The following is an 18,004-nucleotide window of genomic DNA, read 5'->3' on the forward strand; positions in this document are numbered from 1 at the left end:
GCGGGGTACGGTCCGGTACCCGCCCCGCGGGTAAAAAAATTGAACTGCCAGGTATCATTATGAGCGTAATAAATGCCCGCCCCCCGCCGGCCCAACTGTCCGGCCGCGGCCGCCAGGGCGTTGATCGTCCGTACCGTCTGTCCGCCCTGGCGGTAACGCTGCAGGCCGAAGCCCACCCAGATGGCGGCCGGGCACCGGGAGACCAAAAGGCGGGCCAGTTGTCTGATATCCTCCTCCGCCACCCCGGTTTCCGCCGACGCCCAGGCTACTGTTACCTGTTCCAGAAGATATTTTTTCAATTCCGGCCAGCCGCAGGTGCGCCGGACAAGCAAATCCTCATTCAAAAGGCCTTCATCAACCAGACAGCGGATGGCGCCCAGAGCCAGCGCGCCGTCGGTGCCCGGCCGCACCCGCAGATACAGATCCGCCCGGGCGGCGGTGGCCGAAAGAAGCGGATCCACACAAACCACCAGCCCGCCCCGCTCTTTGGCCTGCTGAATGAAATGCCAGCTGTGCATGGAATTCCAGACCGGGTTGACACCCCAGAGAACGATCAGCCGGGAACAGCTCAAATCCTCGGGATCCGGACAGCGGGGGGAGCCGAAGTCATATTTCAAGGCATCCAGCCCGGCCGACCAGCAGGGGGAGCCGATGGCCCGGGTGGTATCGCCCAGGGAGGAAAAGAAACTTTCCACGGCATTATGCAACAGGCCAAAATTGCCTGAATATTTGTTCAAAGCAACCGCCAAAGTATTCCCGTAACATTCCTTCAATTGCAGGATCTGTCCGGCTATCTGCTCCAGCACCTCCTCCCAGCTGACACGCTGCCAGTTGCCAGAACCGCGCGGGTACTGGCGCAGGGGATAGAGCAGTCTTTCCGGACTGTATACCTGCTGCACATACGAGTAGGCCTTCGGGCAAAGACAGCTGCGGGAAAAACCGTGCCGGGGATCTCCGCTGATTTTTTTGAGCACGCCTTTTTCCACATAGGACAATATGCCGCAAGCATCATAACAATTGCGGGGACAGGCATGACGCCGGATGGTGTAGCGGCTTTCAGTCACATTTCCTCCCGCCTTCCGGCAGTAAAGTGGGAAAGCAAATTCAGCCGGATCAAAACCGCCGCCGTTAAACCAAAACCGGTATAACCGGCTTAATAATATTTTAACATTGAACTTTTCCCGTGACAAGCCCGGAAGGTTTTCCCGGTACCGACACAAGCTCACCCGGGACGGCTCCGGGATATGTGTTAGCATGAATATGAACAGGGGTCTGTCCCTGAAGCATGCTCATACCACCGGCCAATTGTCCGGTTTAACCCGGTTTTTCGCCATTCTTGCAAACTGCACCCGGCTTTCGGAGCAAAAGGCGTGTTTTAGCCGATCAGTCCGGCATACCATCCGGCATATCCCCGCCTGGGTGCCACTTGAATCTGATCGACGGCCGGGTCAGCCGGGGATCGGGAAATCCGCGGGGCGGTTTTGACAAACCGTATATTTCCTCCGGATATTCCTCCAGGTCGATCATTTCCAGCGCCCCCGTGACACAGGCCTCTACACAGGCCGGCTTGAGGCCCGCATCCAGCCGCTCGCAACAAAAACGGCACTTCTCCACCCTCTTTTTCTCCGCACTGAACCGGGGCGACCCGTAGGGGCAGGCGCTGACACACTGCCGGCAACCGCGGCAGCGTTTGACATCGTGTACCACAATACCGTCACGGCGTTTGTAGAAAGCCCCCTGCGGACAAACCCGCAGGCATTCGGGGTTGACGCAGTGATGACAGGAAACGGACAAAAAGAGCAGCCCGCCCTTGCCCGGCAAGGAGGCGACCCGCCGCCAGCGGGGCGGGTCATCTGCATTGTACCTGCCGGCATCCGCCGCCGCGCGCTCATTTTTGCAGGCCATTTCGCAAGCGCGACAGCCCAGGCAACGGTAAAGGTGAATTAAAAAACCCCGCTGCATAATCCACACCTCCCGGCTAACGAAGACCTGGTCAAGATGATTATATAACCGCCGGCGGCGGATGTCACGCTATAGTAAAGCCCGGGCCATGAATGGCAGTACGGCAAGTACATTCTTTCGGGCGGACGGAAGGCATGCCGCCTTTCCCGTACGCCCCGCCGGAGCGGGTACCACTTATCCTGGGTAACCGGGCCCGTAGATTGTAAATATTGTTAAACTGCTCAACCAACCACTAAAGAACCTTCTCCATGCTGTTTTACGGCGCCCCCCCGCCCGGTCACCCGCCCGCGCTCCAGCTTGATCACCCGGTCGCCTAGAAAGGCGGCTTCGTCCAGATCATGGGTGACCAGAATAAACGGTATCCCCCAGCGCCGTTGCAACGATTTCAAGTCGCCCCGCACTTTTAGCCGGGTTTCATGATCCAGTGCAGAGAGGGGTTCGTCCAGAAGCAGCAACTCCGGACCGGCCAGCAGCGCCCGGGCCAGGGCGGTGCGCTGCCGCTCGCCGCCGGAAATCTGCCCCGGGTAGCGTCCGGCCAGATGGGTGATCTGCAGCATTTCCAGCACTTCATGCAGTCCAACCTCCCCGGCCCGTCCGGTCCGGCCGCCCGTTATCCCGTAGGCGGCATTTTGTTCCACCGTCATGTGCGGGAACAGGGCATAATCCTGGAACACATAACCCACCCGCCGGCAACGGGGGGGCAGGTTTGTACGTGAGACGCTGGAATAAAGCACCCGGCCGTTTAGAATGATTTCCCCCTGCTGCGGTCTTTGCAAACCGGACAGGCACTGCAAAAGGGTGGTCTTCCCGGCCCCGGACGGTCCGAGCACGGCCAGAATTTCGTTTTCCACAGTCAGCTCAACCTGCAGCGTAAATACAGGCAATCTTTTTACCACATTAACGGCGAGCAAATTCTTCATCGGCAATCGTCCACCTTTTCAATCTGCGTTTGCTCCACAGATTGACCCAGAAGATAACAGCGAAACTGAGCACGGTCATTATGCCCACCAGCACCAGGGCGGTGCGGTTTTCGCCGGACTCGGTGGCCACGTAAATGGCCAGGGGCACCGTCTGGGTGCGGCCGGGGATGTTGCCGGCCACCATCAGGGTGGCTCCGAACTCCCCCAGGGCGCGGGCGAAGGCCATCACCACTCCGGCCACCAGCCCGGGCCAGGCCAGGGGCAGGCTGATCGTCCAGAAAACCCGCCACTCGCCGGCGCCCAGGGTACGGGCGGCATTTTCAATGTTTCTGTCCACCCCCTGGAAGGAAGCACGCACCGTCTGGTAAAGGAGGGGGAAGGCCACCACTGTGGAAGCGAGCACCGCCCCCCACCAGTTGAAGACCACCGACACACCCCACAAGTAATGCAGTAAGCGGCCCAGAGGACCCTCCTTGCCGAACAGGAGCAAAAGACCGAAACCGACCACCGTGGGCGGCAGGACCAGGGGCAGGGTAAGTACCGACTCCACCGCATCCTTGCCGGGAAAGTCGCGTCCGGCCATCAGCCTGGCCGCGAGCACCCCGGTGAAAAAAACAATCACCACTGCCAGCCCGGCCACCCGCAGGGATAATAGCACCGGCACCATTACTTCGTTACTGTACATTTTCCAACCACCACCATAACCCGTAACCGGCACCCGGACATACGGGAATCGCCGGAGGGGCAATCACCCCGGCAAATGTCAGTACCGGCCGGCCGTGCAAGGGCCGGTATTTTACCGCAATCTGATGCCTGACGCAAACAAATGGCTTCTGCACCGGCGGACGGTACTGACACAGATGGTCCCGGCGCTTCAGCCCGCCCGCATGGACAGATCGTGCAGGACATAGCTTCTTCCCGGACATAACATTGGTTTTCAGCCTTACCGGAGGGTAGAATATGCACCGGCAGGCCGGTTTTTCGCAAGTTTTACTTTTTCCCCGGCTTCAGGCCGTATTGCTCGAATACCTGCATCCCCGGGGGCGAGGCCAGGTAGTTTAAAAATTCCCGCGCGACGTCCTTTTGCCGGGCGTTTTTGACCACCGCCGCCGGATAGACGATGGGCTTGTGCAGGTTGTCCGGCACAGTCAGGGCCACCTTGATGTTTTTACCCATCATGGCGTCGGAACGGTAGACAAAACCGGCGTCCACATTACCCGTCTCCACATAAGTAAGCACCTGGCGCACATCGTTGGCCGTAACCAGTTTGGGCTGCAGTTTATCCCATAGCTTCAGGCTGTCCAGGGTTTCCTGGGCGTACTTGCCGGCCGGTACGGTCTTGGGCAGTCCCAGGCCGATTTTCTTCACCGCCGGTCCGGCCAAAGCGGAAAAATCTTTGATCTGCGGACCGTTTTGCGGTGTTACCAGTACCAGGTCATTGCTTAAAAGGTTCACCCGGGTGGCCGGATCGATCAGTCCCTCTTTGGCCAGCTGATCCATCTGGCTGGCACCGGCGGAAATAAACAGATCCACCGGTGCTCCCTGTTCGATCTGCTGTTGCAGCGCGCCGGAAGCTCCCAGGTTGTAGGTGATTTTTACATCCGGATGTGCCTTTTCGTAATCCGCCTTGATTTTACCGAGAGCGTCCTTCAGACTGATCGCCGCCGAAACGGTGACTTCCTTCTGCGCCCCCGCGCCCCGACCGGACTTTCCAGGCGTCTGGCCGCAGCCGGCCGCCAGGGCGGCCACCAGGAATAAAAGCAATACTCCCGCAGCCAACTTTTTCATCCTTTCCCACTCCATTTCTTATATAGAATTTGTTTTTACCGCCCGGTTCATTCCCGGGCAACAACATACACCATTTCCGCACACCCCGGCGATTTTTCCAACCCAAAAAGCCAGGCATGCGCGAAAAGGCACACCTGGCCGCTCTGGGTCACGTCATCGTAACACCATCTCCTTTCCGCACGGGAGGCGTACCGGTTTCCCCATACACCCTGTCGGCCCTGGCACCGTGGCGACTGCTTTAGGTAACCGGGCTCGGAGATCGATATTTTTTTTGTTTATTTCTCTTTCCAGGGAGGTTATTCCTTCCCGGACAAAAAAATTATTGTCTGCCGGCCGTTTAAAATCATTCCATGATAACTTTTTTCGCCACCGGGCAGGAAATAAATTGCCAGAAAAAGAAATAATAATGAATGCCGGGGCTCCAAAAAACCTGATCCCGGATCAAAAACGAATCAGCGCGGTTCCTTGAACACGAATTGTTTTATATTTCGAAAATGAGGTGGAAAATTTGGTTAAACTCTACGCTTTAAGCACCTGCCCCTGGTGCAAGAAAGTCAAGCAGCTGCTCAATGAGAAGGAGATCCCTTATGAATGCGTGGACGTGGATCTTTTAAAGGGAGCGGAACAGGAGCAGGCGCTGGTTGAAGTGGACCGGTTGACCGGTAAGAGGGCTTTCCCGGTCACAGTCATCAACGGCAAGGCAATCCAGGGTTACCGGGCGGATGAAATACTGGAGGCGGCACGGAATGAAAAGTAAGGTTTTTTGTCCGGTCTGCCGGGTGTCTTTCCTTGTTCAAGAACCGGTGCAGCCGGGGGATGCACTGATCTGCCCGGTCTGCGGCGCCAAGCTGGAGGTCACGGAAACCGGCGCAGAAATCAAGGCACGCCGCTTCCCGCAGGAACCGCTGGTGGAAATAACTGAACGGGTGGATACATTCGCCCGCTTGAAGAGCTACGTGTTCAATGAAAACAAGTCACTGGTGCTGGAAGGGCTGATGCAGAAGTTTGAAACATACGGCGACTTCTACTGCCCCTGCCGCTTTGACAATGTACCGGAAAACATCTGCCCCTGCCTGGAAACCCGCATGAACCAGGTACGCAAGGAAGGCAGTTGCCTCTGAGGGCTTTTTTACCTGCCGGAGTAAGTTTTACTCCGTTAACAACCAAAGAGGTTCTCTTTACCGGTCGGGTTGCCGCCATAACCCGGCCGGTTAAATTATTGCCGCAGGTTCACGAGGAAACTAATAAATTGGCGGGCGTACCGTTTCAGGCACCCCCGCCTTTTTATTCCGGCCATTCAGACAGGCCTGGTTACTTTACAGTGCAGGCGGCCGGCTGTCCGGCATCCCCCCGCTTTCCGTAAATCGCTCCACCTTGACGGCGGCCACCTTGTACTCGCCGGTTTTGCTGATTGGATCGAAGGCCGATACAGTCAGCACATTGGTCGGTGACTCTTTGTAGTGGAAGCTCATCCAGATCATCCCCGGCGGCACCCGGTCGGTCACCTGGACTTTGGTGAGCAGCGAACCGCGGCGGGAAGTCACCCGCACCCGCTCGCCCGTTGCCACACCCAGATGCGAGGCGTCGGCCGGGTTGAGCTGGGCCATCTCCTCGGGCCGGTAGGCGTCCAGGCCGGCCGAATGGCGGGTGGTGATATTGTAGTGATAGAGTATCCGCCCGGTGGAAAGCAGGAAAGGATACTCCGCGTCGGGCATTTCCGCCGGCGGCACATGGTCGATACCCTTGAACAGCCCCTTGCCGCGGGTGAACTTGTCGGCGTGCAGCACGCAGGTACCCGGATGTTCGCAGTCCGGACAGGGCCACTGAATACCGCAGGCATCAATGCGCTGATAGTTGATACCGGCATAACTGGGGGTCAGGGAGGCCATTTCGTCAAAAATATCCCCCGGCCAGCCGTAAGTCATTGGATAACCCATGCGGCCGGCCACTGCACAGATAATCTGCCAGTCGGCCCGGGTATCGCCGATCGGCTCGATGGCCTTGCGCACCCGCTGCACCCGCCGCTCCGAATTGGTAAAGGTACCGTCCTTCTCGGCAAAGCTGGCGCCGGGCAGGATGACGTCCGCATACCGGGCGGTCTCGGTCATGAAGATCTCCTGCACCACCAGGAAATCCAGGCTTTCCAGAGCGTGCCGGATGTGGTTGGCGTCCGGATCGGTGAGCACCGGATCCTCGCCCATGATGTACATGGCCTTCACTTTGCCCTCCACCGCCGCTTCCATCATGTCCGGAATGGTCAGGCCCACCTTGTCTGACAGGCTTACTCCCCAGGCCTTTTCAAACTTGGCCCGCGCATCGGGGTTGTTCACCGCCTGGTAGCCGGGGTAGACGTTGGGTAACGCACCCATGTCGCAGGCGCCCTGCACATTGTTCTGCCCCCGCTGCGGGTTCACCCCGGAACCGGGGCGCCCGATGTGCCCGGTGAGCATGGCCAGGTTGGCGGTGCTCATCACGTTAAACACGCCACAGACATGCTCGGTAATGCCCAGGGTGTAACAAATCAAGGCGTTGTAGCTGGTAGCATACAGCCGGGCTACGGCATACAGCGTCTCTACCGGTATACCGGTCATTGCCGCCACTTTTTCCGGAGTATAATTCTCCACTGTAGCTTTAAGTTCTTCAAAGCCTTCGGTGCGTTCCGCCACAAACTTCTTGTCGTAAAGATCCTCTTTGATAATAATGTGCATCAAGCCGTTGAGAAGCGGAATGTCCGTACCCGGCTTGAGCTGCAGCCAGTAGTCCGCCCGATCGGCCAGCTCAATGCGCCGGGGGTCGGCCACCACCAGTTTGGTGCCCTTTTCCACCGCCCGCATCATCATCGCCCCGGCCACCGGGTGCGCCTCGGTGGCATTGGCTCCGATGACAAACAATAGATCCGTCTGCTCAATGTCGGCAAAAGAGTTGGTCATCGCGCCGCTGCCGAAGGAAGTGGCCAGACCGGCCACTGTCGGCGCGTGTCAGGTACGGGCGCAGTGATCGACGTTATTGGTGCCGATCACCGCGCGCATGAACTTCTGCATCAGGTAGTTGTCCTCATTGGTGCAGCGGGCCGAGGACAAGGCTGCTAAAGCGTCGCTGCCGTATGCCGCCTTCACCTCGCCCAGTTTTTTGGCCACCAGATCCAGGGCTTCGTCCCAGCTGGCTTCGACGAACTCCCCGTTTTTCTTGATCAACGGGGTGGTCAGCCGGTCCGGGCTGTGGATGAAATCGGTGCCGAAACGTCCTTTGATGCACAGGTCGCGGCCGTTCACCGGGCTGTCCGGGTTCGAGGTGACGCCGATCACACGGCCGTCCTTGACGTTTAGATCAAAGTTGCAGCCCACGCCGCAGAAGGGACAGGTGGTACGTACTTTCTTCACTTCCCAGCGGCGGGCCTTGCCGAGCATGGCCTTTTCCACCAGTGCGCCGGTGGGGCAGACCGATACGCAGCTGCCGCAGAAGGTGCAGTCCGACTGGGACAGGGGCAGATCCATGGCCGGTGCGACTTTGGTGTTGAAGCCCCGGTAGGTGTAGTCGATGATGTGCCGGGCCTGTTTTTCCGCACAGGCGCGCACGCACTTGCCGCACAGGATGCACTTGTTCATATCCCGCACGATAAAGTGATTGTCGTCTTCAATGGGGAAGGCATGCTTGTCCCCGGGGAAGGCGCCGCCCCGCACCCCGTACAGGTAGGCGTAATCCTGCAGCCGGCAGTCGCCGTTTTTATGGCAGGTCAGACAATCTTCAGGGTGGTTGGCCAGCAACAATTCCAGAATGGTTTTGCGGGCTTCCACCACCGCCGGGGAAGCGGTTTGCACCACCATGCCCTCAGTGGCGGTGGTCACGCAGGAAGCCGGCAGGTTACGCATCTTTTCAATTTCCACCACGCACAAACGGCAGCCGCCCCAGGCCGAAAGCATCGGATCGTGGCACAAAGTCGGAATGGGGATGCCCGCCTGCCGGGCCGCATCCAGCACAGTGGTCCCGGCCGGCACCGTCACCAGGCGCCCGTCTATGGTTAAAGTAACATCAGCCACTTAACGTTCCCCCTTTATGCGTTATAATCAAATATCAACCGAATAACCGGAGCTCCGGATAAAGTCACCAAACAGCCGTGCTACGCCTTCTCCACCGCGCCGAACTTGCATTTCTGCATGCAGTTGCCGCACTTGATGCAGAGCGAGGCGTCGATGACGTGGGGCTGTTTCTTTTCGCCGCTGATCGCGCCGGCCGGGCAGGAACGGGCGCAGGCGCCGCAGCCGGTGCATTTTTCGGCATTGATGGTGTAAACCAGCAGCGCCGGACAGACGTGCGCCGGGCAGCGCTTGTCCCGGATGTGCGCCTCGTACTCGTCCCGGAAGTAGCGCAGGGTGGACAGGATCGGGTTCGGACAGGTCTGTCCCAGACCGCACAGGGCGGTGTTTTTGACTACCCGGGCCAGCCGCTCCAGCGTGTCGATATCTTCCATTTCACCCTTGCCCTCGCAAATGCGGGTGAGGATCTCGAGCATGCGCTTGGTGCCCTCCCGGCAGGGGGTGCACTTGCCGCAGGACTCGGCCTGGGTGAAGTTTAGGAAGAAACGGGCCACATCCACCATACAGGTGGTCTCGTCCATCACCACCAGGCCGCCGGAGCCCATGATGGCACCGGCCGCGGTCAGCGAGTCGTAGTCCACCGGCAGATCCAGCTGTTCGTCGGGCAGGCAGCCGCCGGAGGGACCACCGATCTGCACGGCTTTGAATTTCTTGCCACCCTGGATGCCGCCGCCCACGTCGAAAATGATCGAGCGCATGGTGATGCCCATGGGCACTTCCACCAGACCGGTGTTGTTCACTTTGCCGGTGAGGGCGAAGATTTTGGTGCCCTTGCTCTTTTCCGTACCCATAGACGCGTACCAGGCGCCGCCGTTGCGGATGATCTGAGGCACATTGGCGTAGGTTTCCACGTTGTTCAGGTTGGTGGGCTTGCCCCACAGCCCCTTTTGGGCCGGAAAGGGCGGCCGCACCCGGGGCATCCCGCGGTTGCCCTCAATCGAAGTGAGCAGGGCGGTTTCCTCGCCACAGACGAAAGCGCCGGCGCCGGCCTTGATCTTGACCCGGAAGTTGAAGCCGGAATTGAAAATATTTTCCCCCAAAATGCCGCATTCTTCGGCCTGGGCGATGGCAATCTTCAAACGCTGGATGGCCAGCGGGTATTCGGCGCGCACATAAATATAGCCTTCATCGGCGCCCACGGCGTAACCGCAGACCATCATGCCTTCCAGCACCGCATGCGGATCGCCTTCCAGCACGCTGCGGTCCATGAAAGCGCCCGGGTCGCCCTCGTCGGCATTGCAGACCACATATTTTTTGTCTCCCTCCGCCGCCCGCACGAAGCTCCACTTCATGCCGGTGGGGAAACCGGCGCCGCCGCGACCGCGCAGGCCGGAGGTTTTGACTTCTTCAATCACCTGTTCCGGGGTCATTTCAAACAAGGCTTTGGTCAAAGCCAGATAACCGTCGTTGGCGATATAATCGGCGATATTTTCCGGGTTGATGTGCCCGCAGTTGTGCAGCACCAGTCGCTTTTGCCGGGCGTAAAAGGGCACCGTTTCATAGGTCTGCGCCTTCTCACCGCTGATCGGATCGACATAAAGCAGCCGCTCCACCACCTGATTATTGATCAGGTGGCTTTCCACGATTTCCGGTACATCCGCCGCTTCCACCCGGGTATAAAAGATTTTCTGCGGTTCGATGATCATCAGCGGCCCCTGCTCGCAAAAGCCGTGGCAGCCGGTGATTTTAACCTTGATTTTATCTTCCAGTCCGTGTTCTTTGAGCGAAGCCTGCAGGGCATCCACCAGCCCGCGGGAACCGGACGAACTGCAGCCAGTTCCGGCACAGATCAGGATCTGACGCCGGCCGGAATCTTCGGACAGATGAATGGTATTTAAAACCTCCTGACGCTGCCGGCGGCAGTTTTCATCATCATGGCAAATCGGCCCCGTTTTGCGGCAGAGAATATAATCCTTGCAGGGGCTAGCCGGAGAATGGGTACACTGGTCGCAACACTTGTCCATCAAAGTCTGCACTGGTTTTACGCCCCCCTTACTCGTACTTTTCCAGAATTTCGGCCGCCCGGCCGGGTGTTAAACGGCCGTGTGTATCCTCATTGACCATCATCACCGGGGCCAGGCCGCAGGCGCCCAGGCAGGCCACTGTTTCCAGTGTGTAGCGCAGGTCCGCCGTGGTTTCGTTTTTACCCACACCCAGTTTCTCGGAAACCGATTCGAACACCCGCGCACCTCCCCGCACGTGGCAGGCCGTACCCTGGCAGACGCGGATGATATTCCGGCCGCGGGGCTTGAGGTGAAATTGGGCATAAAAAGTGGCCACGCCGAAAGTTTTGCTGAAAGGAATTCTCAACTCGCTGGAAATCCTTTGCATCACTTCCCCCGGCAGGTAGCCGTAAATCTCCTGCGCCTCCTGCAACAGCGGGATCAGCGCTCCCTTGACACCCCGGTAATGTGCAAAAACTTCAGCCAGGGCCTGCTGCCGTTTTTGTTCCTCCTGTTCGCATTGACACGCCAAAATGATAACCCCCTCTCATTTTCTCTCCCCGTTAAACAACTACATGACTCTGCAAACGCCAACCGGAAACCAACCCCCGGGAGGCAATACCGCCGGTGGTCAAACGGAACCGCCGCCCGGCCATGCCGGGATGCAAGCCGCCGCGCATGCGCTTGAGGCCCGGAGCCGGTTCACGTCACGCCGTCTTGGCGGTGCTGCCGGGACCACAGCGTTTAGCCGGCCGCTCCGCCCCGCGCGTCAATCACCCGTTTCTCGGTTGCCACCAGGTGCATTGGACAATCGTGGAGATCAGGATAAACCTCCGGCCGGATCTGCAACTCGAAGGCAGGTGCCAGGTAAACCGTATCCGGCCTGGTACGCGGCAGAAAGCGGTCGTAAAAACCACCGCCGTAACCCAACCGGTTGCCCTTGAGATCGAAAGCCACCCCCGGCACAATGACCAGGTCCAGCTCCGCCGGGTCCAGCGGCCTTAAACGGTCTGGCGCCGGCTCCAGGATGCCCCAGGTGCCGGGAATCAGATCCCCCGGGTAATCAAGCAGCAAGGACGGCGTCAACCGTTTGTTGGCCACATCGGTAACCGGCACGGCCACCCGTTTGCCGGCGGACAGGGCGGCCTGAATCAGTCCGGCCGTCTGCACTTCCTGGCGGAAATCCACATAGGCCATCAGCGTACGGCTGCGCCGGTACTCCTCCCGTTCCAGGATGCGCCGGACAACGGCCGCGCTCTTTTCCGCCACCTCCCGCGGGCTCAAACTTTGTCGTGCTTTCAAGACATCTTTTCTTATTTCGCTTTTGGTCACGAAAATTCCTCCAAAAGTCTGATTTTATTAACAAAATTCCTTTATCCTAACAGAATCAACGGTTGCGGAGCATCAAAAATCCACTTTGATCTTGTTTTGATCTTACAGTGTCTCTGTCCATCATTTCTATCATTTCTAAAAATTTAGTGTTTCCAAAACCATTACAGCTTCTTTCCGGCTGTCCGGCAGCAGATGGCTATACATATCAGTCATGGTTAAGGTTTCATGCCCCAGCCGCTCCAAAACCACATTTGGATAACTTCTCCCAGGCGCTGCTTCTTGTATAGCCGGATCAATACCGCTGTACGACCGTCCAGGAGGATGCGACGGGTACTCCGTTTTGTCTCAGGTTCATGGAACCCACTTTTTCCAGGCATCTCAGCCATAGTTTGCATAAATGATTTTCCCTCCCCGGACCGGGCAAAGGATAAGCAAGGTATTCTCCCCGTCCGGCTGATTTTCCTTGTTTTTTAAAAATCCCGGCTCACGAAACTTTTTAGACGCCCAAATATCTTACATTATTGCCAGTCGTCTTGAGTATGACTTACCTGTTCTACCGGGATAACGATTATTATTAATCTCTTTACCCACGCGATCTAGTGAAGAGCCTCCTAATCTGCCATCGGTATGATGGCAGAAGGTATCAACATCTTGCCGGAAGCCACACCGAAAGAGATTTGTCCGAAAAAAAAGCGACCCTGTTAAGGGCGCTGAAAGGTGAAACAACGTTATACCTGTGTTAAAAGTTTGTTTTTGGCTTGGAAATCCTCAAATACTTTTAATATCTGCGGATTATTTTTAAGAAAAGCCGTCAGATTTGCAAGTTTTTGTAGAGTATCTACGCCAATTGTATGTTCTATCTTCTCAGTTTCTTCCAGAATATTTTCAGTAACTCCGATTAATTTTAAGAATTCCTCTACCATCATATGCCTGTGCAGCAAAGCATCACCAACTTCTTTCCCCTTTTGACTTAAAGTGATAATTCCGTATTTTTCATAGTTCACGAGCCCCAACTCAGACATCCTTTGTATCATCCTGGTAGTTGACGGCGGCTGCACGTTAAGTGCGACTGCCAGATCATGGGTTCTGGTGTAACCCTTTTCAGCGGACAGACGGTAAATCATTTCCAGGTAGTCCTCCATAGAAGCGGTCAGCCTATTATCCTTATTCATATATCCCCGGAAGGTAAAAAAGCCCTTATCATCCAATTTCATCATCCACCTGTCGGACAGCATTTAAAAATATATGTCTTTTTTTTATAAATATGCTTCACCCTTTAAAATTTCTCTTCATACATTACAGAAGTAAAACAAAATTAGCCGCGGCTAATTTTGTTAGTTATGTAAAAGGGAAGGTGTTTTGACTTGCTCAGGGAGGCAAAAATTCAAGGGGCGTCAGCCCAAACAGTGGATGTTGGTTTCGGCAGGATTGTAACCTATGATCGCTCCCGGGTTTTCAACCGTTTAAGGCAATTTCTGATGTATCTCGGTCCTGCCTTTATTGTTAGTGTGGCCTATATTGATCCGGGCAACTTTGCCACCAATATCAGCGGCGGATCAAAATTTAATTACAGCCTTCTATGGGTTATCTTGTGGAGCAATTTAATGGCCATCTTTCTGCAGTCTATTTCCGCCAAACTTGGAATAGCCACAGGTGCCAATCTGCCGGAAATGTGCGCCAGACTTTTTACCCAAAAAACAAATTGGTTTTTTTGGATCGGCGCGGAGATTGCTGCAATGGCAACGGACCTGGCGGAATTTCTTGGCGGCGCTCTGGGTTTATACCTGTTGTTCAAGATCCCGCTAGTCTATGCTGGTGCCTTAACCGGCGTTTTAACCTTTTTCATCATTTTTCTGGAAAGATACGGCCAGAGGGTAGTTGAAGCCGTGATCACAGGAATGGTGGCGGTGATCACTGTTGCTTATACCATAGAATTATTCCTGGCGAAGCCGGATTGGGCACAGGTTGGACTGCATACACTGGTGCCTTCCCTTCCAAACGGCGAGGCAGTCTTAATTGCCGTAGGAATGTTGGGTGCCACGGTGATGCCCCATGTGATTTACCTTCATTCCCAGTTGGTGCAATGCCGTAAAACAATCCAGACGGATATACAGAAATTGAAACATTTTAAACTGGAGATGATGGATATAATTCTGGCCATGAACATTGCTTTTCTGGTTAATGCCGCAATGGTAGTGGTTTCGGCATCAGTGTTTTTTACCCGGAGTATGGCGGTGGAGTCAATTGAACAGGCCCACCAGTCCCTAACCCCTTTGCTTGGTTCCCTGTCCAGTGGCGCCTTTGCTATAGCCCTGCTGGCCTCCGGCCTTTCTTCATCGGCGGTTGGGACACTGGCCGGGCAGACTATCATGAAAGGCTTTGTTAACTTAAACATTCCCCTGACCGTCAGAAGGTTGGTAACGATGGTCCCGGCCATGGTTATAATAAGTTTGGGCATTGACCCTATAAAGGCGCTGGTCATGAGCCAGGTGGTTTTAAGTTTTGCCCTGCCGTTGGCCATCGTCCCCTTAATGTTGATAACAAAACGCAAAGATATCATGGGGGCACTTGTAAATAAGCCGCTAACAAATGTAATCGGCTGGGTCATAACTATGATTATTGTCTCAATCAATGCTGTTTTACTCTACCTGACATTCACGGGAAATGCTTAAAACAAAGGAACAGGTTAAACTATCCCCCGTCTAATAAGGTGGGATAGTTTAATTCTGCCCACTTTCCTCCGGTTGGCTGTATGCCGGCCGTTTTGTTGCCTGAGAGTGGCGTAGCGGGGCAAGCGCGGGCAAAATCCGAAAAGCGGCACGTTAACAAATAAGTGTTGCGGTTTCGCGAATAAAATATGAAAAAAGGAACCGGGAAGAATACCCCGGTTTTCCAAGCATATTACTTTGCATTTATTGATTTGAATCTGTGCCGCCGCCTTCCAGTTTCTGTTGCATGGCCTGCAACCTTTGCAGGATCTTATCGGCCTGCTGCTGTGTCATTTTCCCGCTGCTCACATTCTGCTGAATAGCCTGTTCTCTGAGTGTGAGCATTTTTTCCCGGAACTGCTGCATGCTCATCCCTTGTGCCTGGACAATATCTGCAAGCTTTTTACCGCCGTGCAATTGCGATTGCAGATCGCTTACGTTCATGCCCAGGGCCTGGGCAACCAGGTTGAGGTTGGCCTTGCCGCCGGGCCTTCCCGGACCGCGATGGCCGAAAAAGGGAAGCATTCCCGGATGCTTTTGCAGGTATGCTTCCATTTTGTTTGCCTGGTCCTGCGTGATGGCGCCCTGCTGAACGGCGTTGTCAATCATTTGCTGTTCCGTCTTGGTCATGGCGGCAGTCAGCGTGGACTGGTCAATTCCCAGGTTCGTTGCAAGACCGGAAACAAAAGTTTGGTAGAGATTGATTCCTGGTTTTGGAGCATTTGTTGCGGGCGCCGTCTGCGCGAAAGCGGATCCCGCAACGGCGGTCACGGCGAGTGCCGCCGTCACTATCCCGACAGCGATGCTCTTTTTGTTGATTTTGAACATTTAAGTCACCTCGTAATATTTTTTGTTGGGATGATTCGGGCCTGGCTCATGACTCCCTACATGATCCATCCCTCCTTCCGGTTTTCAAGGATTATTTTAGCCGCCATTTGTTTCAATGTCGTGGAAAAATCTTTTCTGAACCTTGAACTTTTTGTGAACAACCCCCAATAATTTATTCGCCACGTTGAAACCTCGTTGAAGGCTTTTCCGCCTCCGGAATTAACGGAGAAAAACGGGCAATAGTTGATTTCCCGGGCGTTCAAAATTCGTTCAAATAGCGATTCCCCCGCCCGCCGGTTTCCCTTTCCCCAAAAGAAAAGCGCGGTTTTCAACCGCGCTTCCAGTCGCCGGCCGGTATCAGCTGCACTGCATCATCAATTGCCGGCCGTCAACCTTGATTTTTCCGTTTTCCCGTATTCATCAAACAGGGCCGGCTTCGCCCAGCACCCGGTTCATATTCCGCACGGCGCACATTTTGCCGCACATGGTGCAGGAATCCTCGTTCTCCGGCCGGGACTCGGCGCGGTAACGCCGTGCCTTTTCCGGATCAACGGCCAGCGCAAACATTTTCTCCCAGTCCAGGTTGCGCCTGGCCTCGCTCATCTGATCATCCCACTGCCGCGCCCCTGCTATGCCTTTGGCCAGGTCGGCCGCATGTGCCGCGATGCGTGAGGCGATGATGCCCTCCTTCATATCCTCCAGGGTGGGCAGGCGCAGATGCTCGGCCGGCGTGACGTAGCACAGGAAGTCGGCGCCGTGAGCGGCCGCAATGGCGCCGCCGATGGCGCTGGTGATGTGGTCGTAGCCCGGCGCCACATCGGTCACCAGCGGGCCGAGGACATAAAAAGGCGCGCCGTGGCAGAGTTTCTTTTCCAGCAGCATGTTCGGGATGATTTCGTTGAGCGACATGTGGCCGGGACCTTCGATGATTACCTGCACATCTTTCTCCCAGGCTCTTTGGGTCAGTTCGCCCAGCACGATCAGTTCCTGGATCTGCGCCGCGTCGGTGGCGTCCTTGATACTGCCCGGCCGGCAGGCGTCACCCAGGCTGATCGTTACGTCATAACGCCGGCAGATCTCCAGTAGTTGATCGAAATATTCAAAAAACGGGTTTTCCCGGTCATTCAGTTCCATCCAGGCAAACAACAGGGAACCCCCGCGGGAGACAATATTGGTCAAGCGGGGATTTTTCTTGAACCGGGCCGCGGTCTCCCGGTTGATCCCGGCATGGATGGTCATAAAGTCCACGCCGTCTTCGGCGTGTTTTTCCACCACCGCGAGGAATTCGGCGGCCGAAATGTCCTGCAAATCCTTATCATAAAAGCCCACGGCGTCATACACCGGCACGGTCCCCACCGCCGCCGGGGAAATGTCAATCAGTTTCCGCCGGAATGACTCGGTCTTGCCATAGCAACTGAGATCCATGATCGCGTCTGTTTTCAACTCAATAGCCCGGCGCACTTTTTCCAGCTCTGTTTCCATGCTGCAGCAGTCCTGGGAAACGCCGAGGTTGACATTGATTTTTGTGCTCTGGCCCCGGCCGATGCCGCAGGGATCCAGGGAGGAGTGATTCCGGTTGGCCGGGATGACCACCTGGCCGGCCGCAACCAGCTCTCGCAGCGCTTCGGGGGGCATGTACTCCTTGCGCGCCACGGCCTCCATTTCTTTTGTGATCACGCCCCGGCGGGCGGCGTCCATCTGTGTGGTGTAATTCATAATTTCCCTCCTCATGGCCGGACTGCCCGTAAGGCGCCGGGCGCCGGCGGCGGTGATATATTCTGTGGCGTCACTACTGCCGCTGCAAAAAATAACTCAACACAATATCCGCTTGCTTGGCGGCGGCTATAACCACCCGCGGGGCCATCGGCGGACACAGGGGGGAAACTTCCGATTCCATATCCCCGACCAGATAAAAATTATCTCTGATCCGGCGGGTGACAATCCCGTCGCTGCCGCCCCATCCGGCCAAACCGGAAGCGGCGACCAGAAGCTTGCCGGAATACAGATAGGCTCCCACCACCATTTTTTTATCATCCGGCCGGTCCAGCGCCTCCACAACCGCATCGCAATGATCAAACAATGTTGATACATTGTTTTCAGCAATCTTTTCGGTCAAAACTTCTATTTCCAGCTCCGGATTGATCTGCAGCAGGTTTTCCTGCAACGCCAGCACCTTCAGCCGGCCCACCTGCTTGGCGAAAAAGAACTGCCGGTTCAGGTTGCTTTGCTCCACCCGGTCGAAGTCCACAATTTTAAACCTTTTAAATCCGCTGCGCACCAAAAACTGCGCGCAATTCGACCCCAGCCCCCCGGCGCCGGCCAGGCCGATCCTGACCCGGCTGATTTTTGCCAGGTTCTCCGCCCCGAGCAGGGAGGCCAGCGCCCTTTTAAAACCGTCCGGGGAAGTCGTTTCCTTGCCCATGCCTTTT

17 protein-coding genes and 1 riboswitch are annotated in these 18,004 nt (G+C 56.1%); of the genes, 4 read left to right on the forward strand and 13 right to left on the reverse strand.

Translation table 11 applies throughout. From position 1 onward, the window contains the following. From A6M21_RS09135 to modA, 5 genes are all read right to left on the reverse strand, one after another. On the reverse strand, positions 1-1,064 hold a 1,064-nt coding region (locus A6M21_RS09135), incomplete at its 3' end, for a molybdopterin-dependent oxidoreductase (RefSeq protein ID WP_161486041.1). 319 nt (positions 1,065-1,383) lie between these two features. Beyond that, entirely contained in the window at positions 1,384-1,962 is a 579-nt protein-coding gene (locus A6M21_RS09140; RefSeq protein ID WP_066668044.1) for a 4Fe-4S dicluster domain-containing protein, read from the reverse strand. A 221-nt stretch (positions 1,963-2,183) separates the two neighbouring features. Further along, positions 2,184-2,873 (reverse strand): ATP-binding cassette domain-containing protein, encoded by a 690-nt coding sequence (locus tag A6M21_RS09145; RefSeq protein ID WP_066668358.1) that lies wholly within the window; start codon positions 2,871-2,873, stop codon positions 2,184-2,186. Continuing rightward, a complete protein-coding gene (modB, locus tag A6M21_RS09150; RefSeq protein WP_066668046.1) occupies positions 2,860-3,567 on the reverse strand; it encodes a molybdate ABC transporter permease subunit in 708 nt (235 codons plus the stop codon). Before modB ends, A6M21_RS09145 begins: the two co-directional genes overlap by 14 nt. Positions 3,568-3,872: 305 nt before the next feature. Continuing rightward, positions 3,873-4,670 (reverse strand): molybdate ABC transporter substrate-binding protein, encoded by a 798-nt coding sequence (gene modA, locus A6M21_RS09155; protein ID WP_066668360.1) that lies wholly within the window; start codon positions 4,668-4,670, stop codon positions 3,873-3,875. 152 nt (positions 4,671-4,822) lie between these two features. Further along, a riboswitch (molybdenum cofactor riboswitch) is annotated at positions 4,823-4,940 on the reverse strand. A 1-nt stretch (position 4,941) separates the two neighbouring features. Between modA and A6M21_RS18410 the strand changes: the two genes are divergently transcribed. Genes A6M21_RS18410 through A6M21_RS09165 form a run of 3 tightly spaced genes read left to right on the forward strand, consistent with a single transcriptional unit; the run spans position 4,942 to position 5,791 of the window. Beyond that, positions 4,942-5,139 carry a hypothetical protein gene (locus tag A6M21_RS18410; protein WP_151191876.1) on the forward strand — a complete coding sequence of 66 codons (198 nt, stop codon included), beginning with the start codon at positions 4,942-4,944 and terminating at the stop codon, positions 5,137-5,139. A gap of 39 nt (positions 5,140-5,178) precedes the next feature. Then, positions 5,179-5,427, forward strand: coding sequence for a glutaredoxin family protein (locus A6M21_RS09160; RefSeq protein WP_066668048.1), 249 nt, complete (start codon positions 5,179-5,181; stop codon positions 5,425-5,427). Beyond that, on the forward strand, positions 5,417-5,791 hold the full coding sequence (locus A6M21_RS09165) for a ferredoxin-thioredoxin reductase catalytic domain-containing protein (protein WP_066668050.1): 375 nt from the start codon (positions 5,417-5,419) through the stop codon (positions 5,789-5,791). The genes A6M21_RS09160 and A6M21_RS09165 overlap by 11 nt, the downstream gene beginning before the upstream one ends. Positions 5,792-5,986: 195 nt before the next feature. Here A6M21_RS09165 and fdhF read toward each other — a convergent pair whose 3' ends face one another. The 5 genes from fdhF to mntR form a co-directional block, all read right to left on the reverse strand. Beyond that, complete coding sequence (gene fdhF / locus A6M21_RS17920; protein WP_078060538.1) at positions 5,987-8,707, reverse strand: formate dehydrogenase subunit alpha; 2,721 nt, start codon at positions 8,705-8,707, stop codon at positions 5,987-5,989. An 80-nt stretch (positions 8,708-8,787) separates the two neighbouring features. Beyond that, positions 8,788-10,740 (reverse strand): NADH-quinone oxidoreductase subunit NuoF, encoded by a 1,953-nt coding sequence (nuoF, locus tag A6M21_RS09180; RefSeq protein WP_066668060.1) that lies wholly within the window; start codon positions 10,738-10,740, stop codon positions 8,788-8,790. A 16-nt stretch (positions 10,741-10,756) separates the two neighbouring features. Beyond that, positions 10,757-11,239: an NADH-quinone oxidoreductase subunit NuoE gene (gene nuoE, locus A6M21_RS09185; protein WP_066668061.1), complete on the reverse strand. Its 483-nt coding sequence runs from the start codon at positions 11,237-11,239 to the stop codon at positions 10,757-10,759. Between the two features lie 212 nt (positions 11,240-11,451). After that, a complete protein-coding gene (locus A6M21_RS09190) occupies positions 11,452-12,039 on the reverse strand; it encodes a 5-formyltetrahydrofolate cyclo-ligase (RefSeq protein WP_066668062.1) in 588 nt (195 codons plus the stop codon). Positions 12,040-12,767: 728 nt separating this feature from the next. After that, the gene (mntR, locus tag A6M21_RS09200; protein ID WP_151191877.1) at positions 12,768-13,247 is read right to left on the reverse strand and encodes a transcriptional regulator MntR; all 480 of its coding nucleotides are present in this window, start codon (positions 13,245-13,247) and stop codon (positions 12,768-12,770) included. A gap of 219 nt (positions 13,248-13,466) precedes the next feature. Between mntR and A6M21_RS09205 the strand changes: the two genes are divergently transcribed. Continuing rightward, complete coding sequence (locus A6M21_RS09205; protein WP_242868816.1) at positions 13,467-14,711, forward strand: Nramp family divalent metal transporter; 1,245 nt, start codon at positions 13,467-13,469, stop codon at positions 14,709-14,711. A 240-nt stretch (positions 14,712-14,951) separates the two neighbouring features. Here A6M21_RS09205 and A6M21_RS09210 read toward each other — a convergent pair whose 3' ends face one another. From A6M21_RS09210 to thiF, 3 genes are all read right to left on the reverse strand, one after another. Further along, positions 14,952-15,575, reverse strand: coding sequence for a DUF2680 domain-containing protein (locus A6M21_RS09210; protein WP_066668067.1), 624 nt, complete (start codon positions 15,573-15,575; stop codon positions 14,952-14,954). A gap of 420 nt (positions 15,576-15,995) precedes the next feature. Then, the gene (gene thiC / locus A6M21_RS09220) at positions 15,996-17,291 is read right to left on the reverse strand and encodes a phosphomethylpyrimidine synthase ThiC (RefSeq protein WP_066668069.1); all 1,296 of its coding nucleotides are present in this window, start codon (positions 17,289-17,291) and stop codon (positions 15,996-15,998) included. A 73-nt stretch (positions 17,292-17,364) separates the two neighbouring features. Beyond that, positions 17,365-17,997, reverse strand: a complete 633-nt coding sequence (gene thiF, locus A6M21_RS09225) for a sulfur carrier protein ThiS adenylyltransferase ThiF (RefSeq protein WP_066668071.1) — start codon at positions 17,995-17,997, stop codon at positions 17,365-17,367. Between the last annotated feature and the right edge of the window lie 7 nt (positions 17,998-18,004).

Source organism: Desulfotomaculum copahuensis (assembly GCF_001655685.1).
Lineage (GTDB): Bacteria > Bacillota > Desulfotomaculia > Desulfotomaculales > Desulfovirgulaceae > Desulfotomaculum_G > Desulfotomaculum_G copahuensis.

Coding starts and splice junctions, on each gene's coding strand:
- A6M21_RS09140 (WP_066668044.1), bottom strand. CDS start 1,962: ATGCAGCGGGGTTTTTTAATTCACCTTTACCGTTGCCTGGGCTGTCGC.
- modB (WP_066668046.1), bottom strand. CDS start 3,567: ATGTACAGTAACGAAGTAATGGTGCCGGTGCTATTATCCCTGCGGGTG.
- modA (WP_066668360.1), bottom strand. CDS start 4,670: ATGAAAAAGTTGGCTGCGGGAGTATTGCTTTTATTCCTGGTGGCCGCC.
- A6M21_RS09165 (WP_066668050.1), top strand. CDS start 5,417: ATGAAAAGTAAGGTTTTTTGTCCGGTCTGCCGGGTGTCTTTCCTTGTT.
- A6M21_RS09210 (WP_066668067.1), bottom strand. CDS start 15,575: ATGTTCAAAATCAACAAAAAGAGCATCGCTGTCGGGATAGTGACGGCG.
- thiC (WP_066668069.1), bottom strand. CDS start 17,291: ATGAATTACACCACACAGATGGACGCCGCCCGCCGGGGCGTGATCACA.
- thiF (WP_066668071.1), bottom strand. CDS start 17,997: ATGGGCAAGGAAACGACTTCCCCGGACGGTTTTAAAAGGGCGCTGGCC.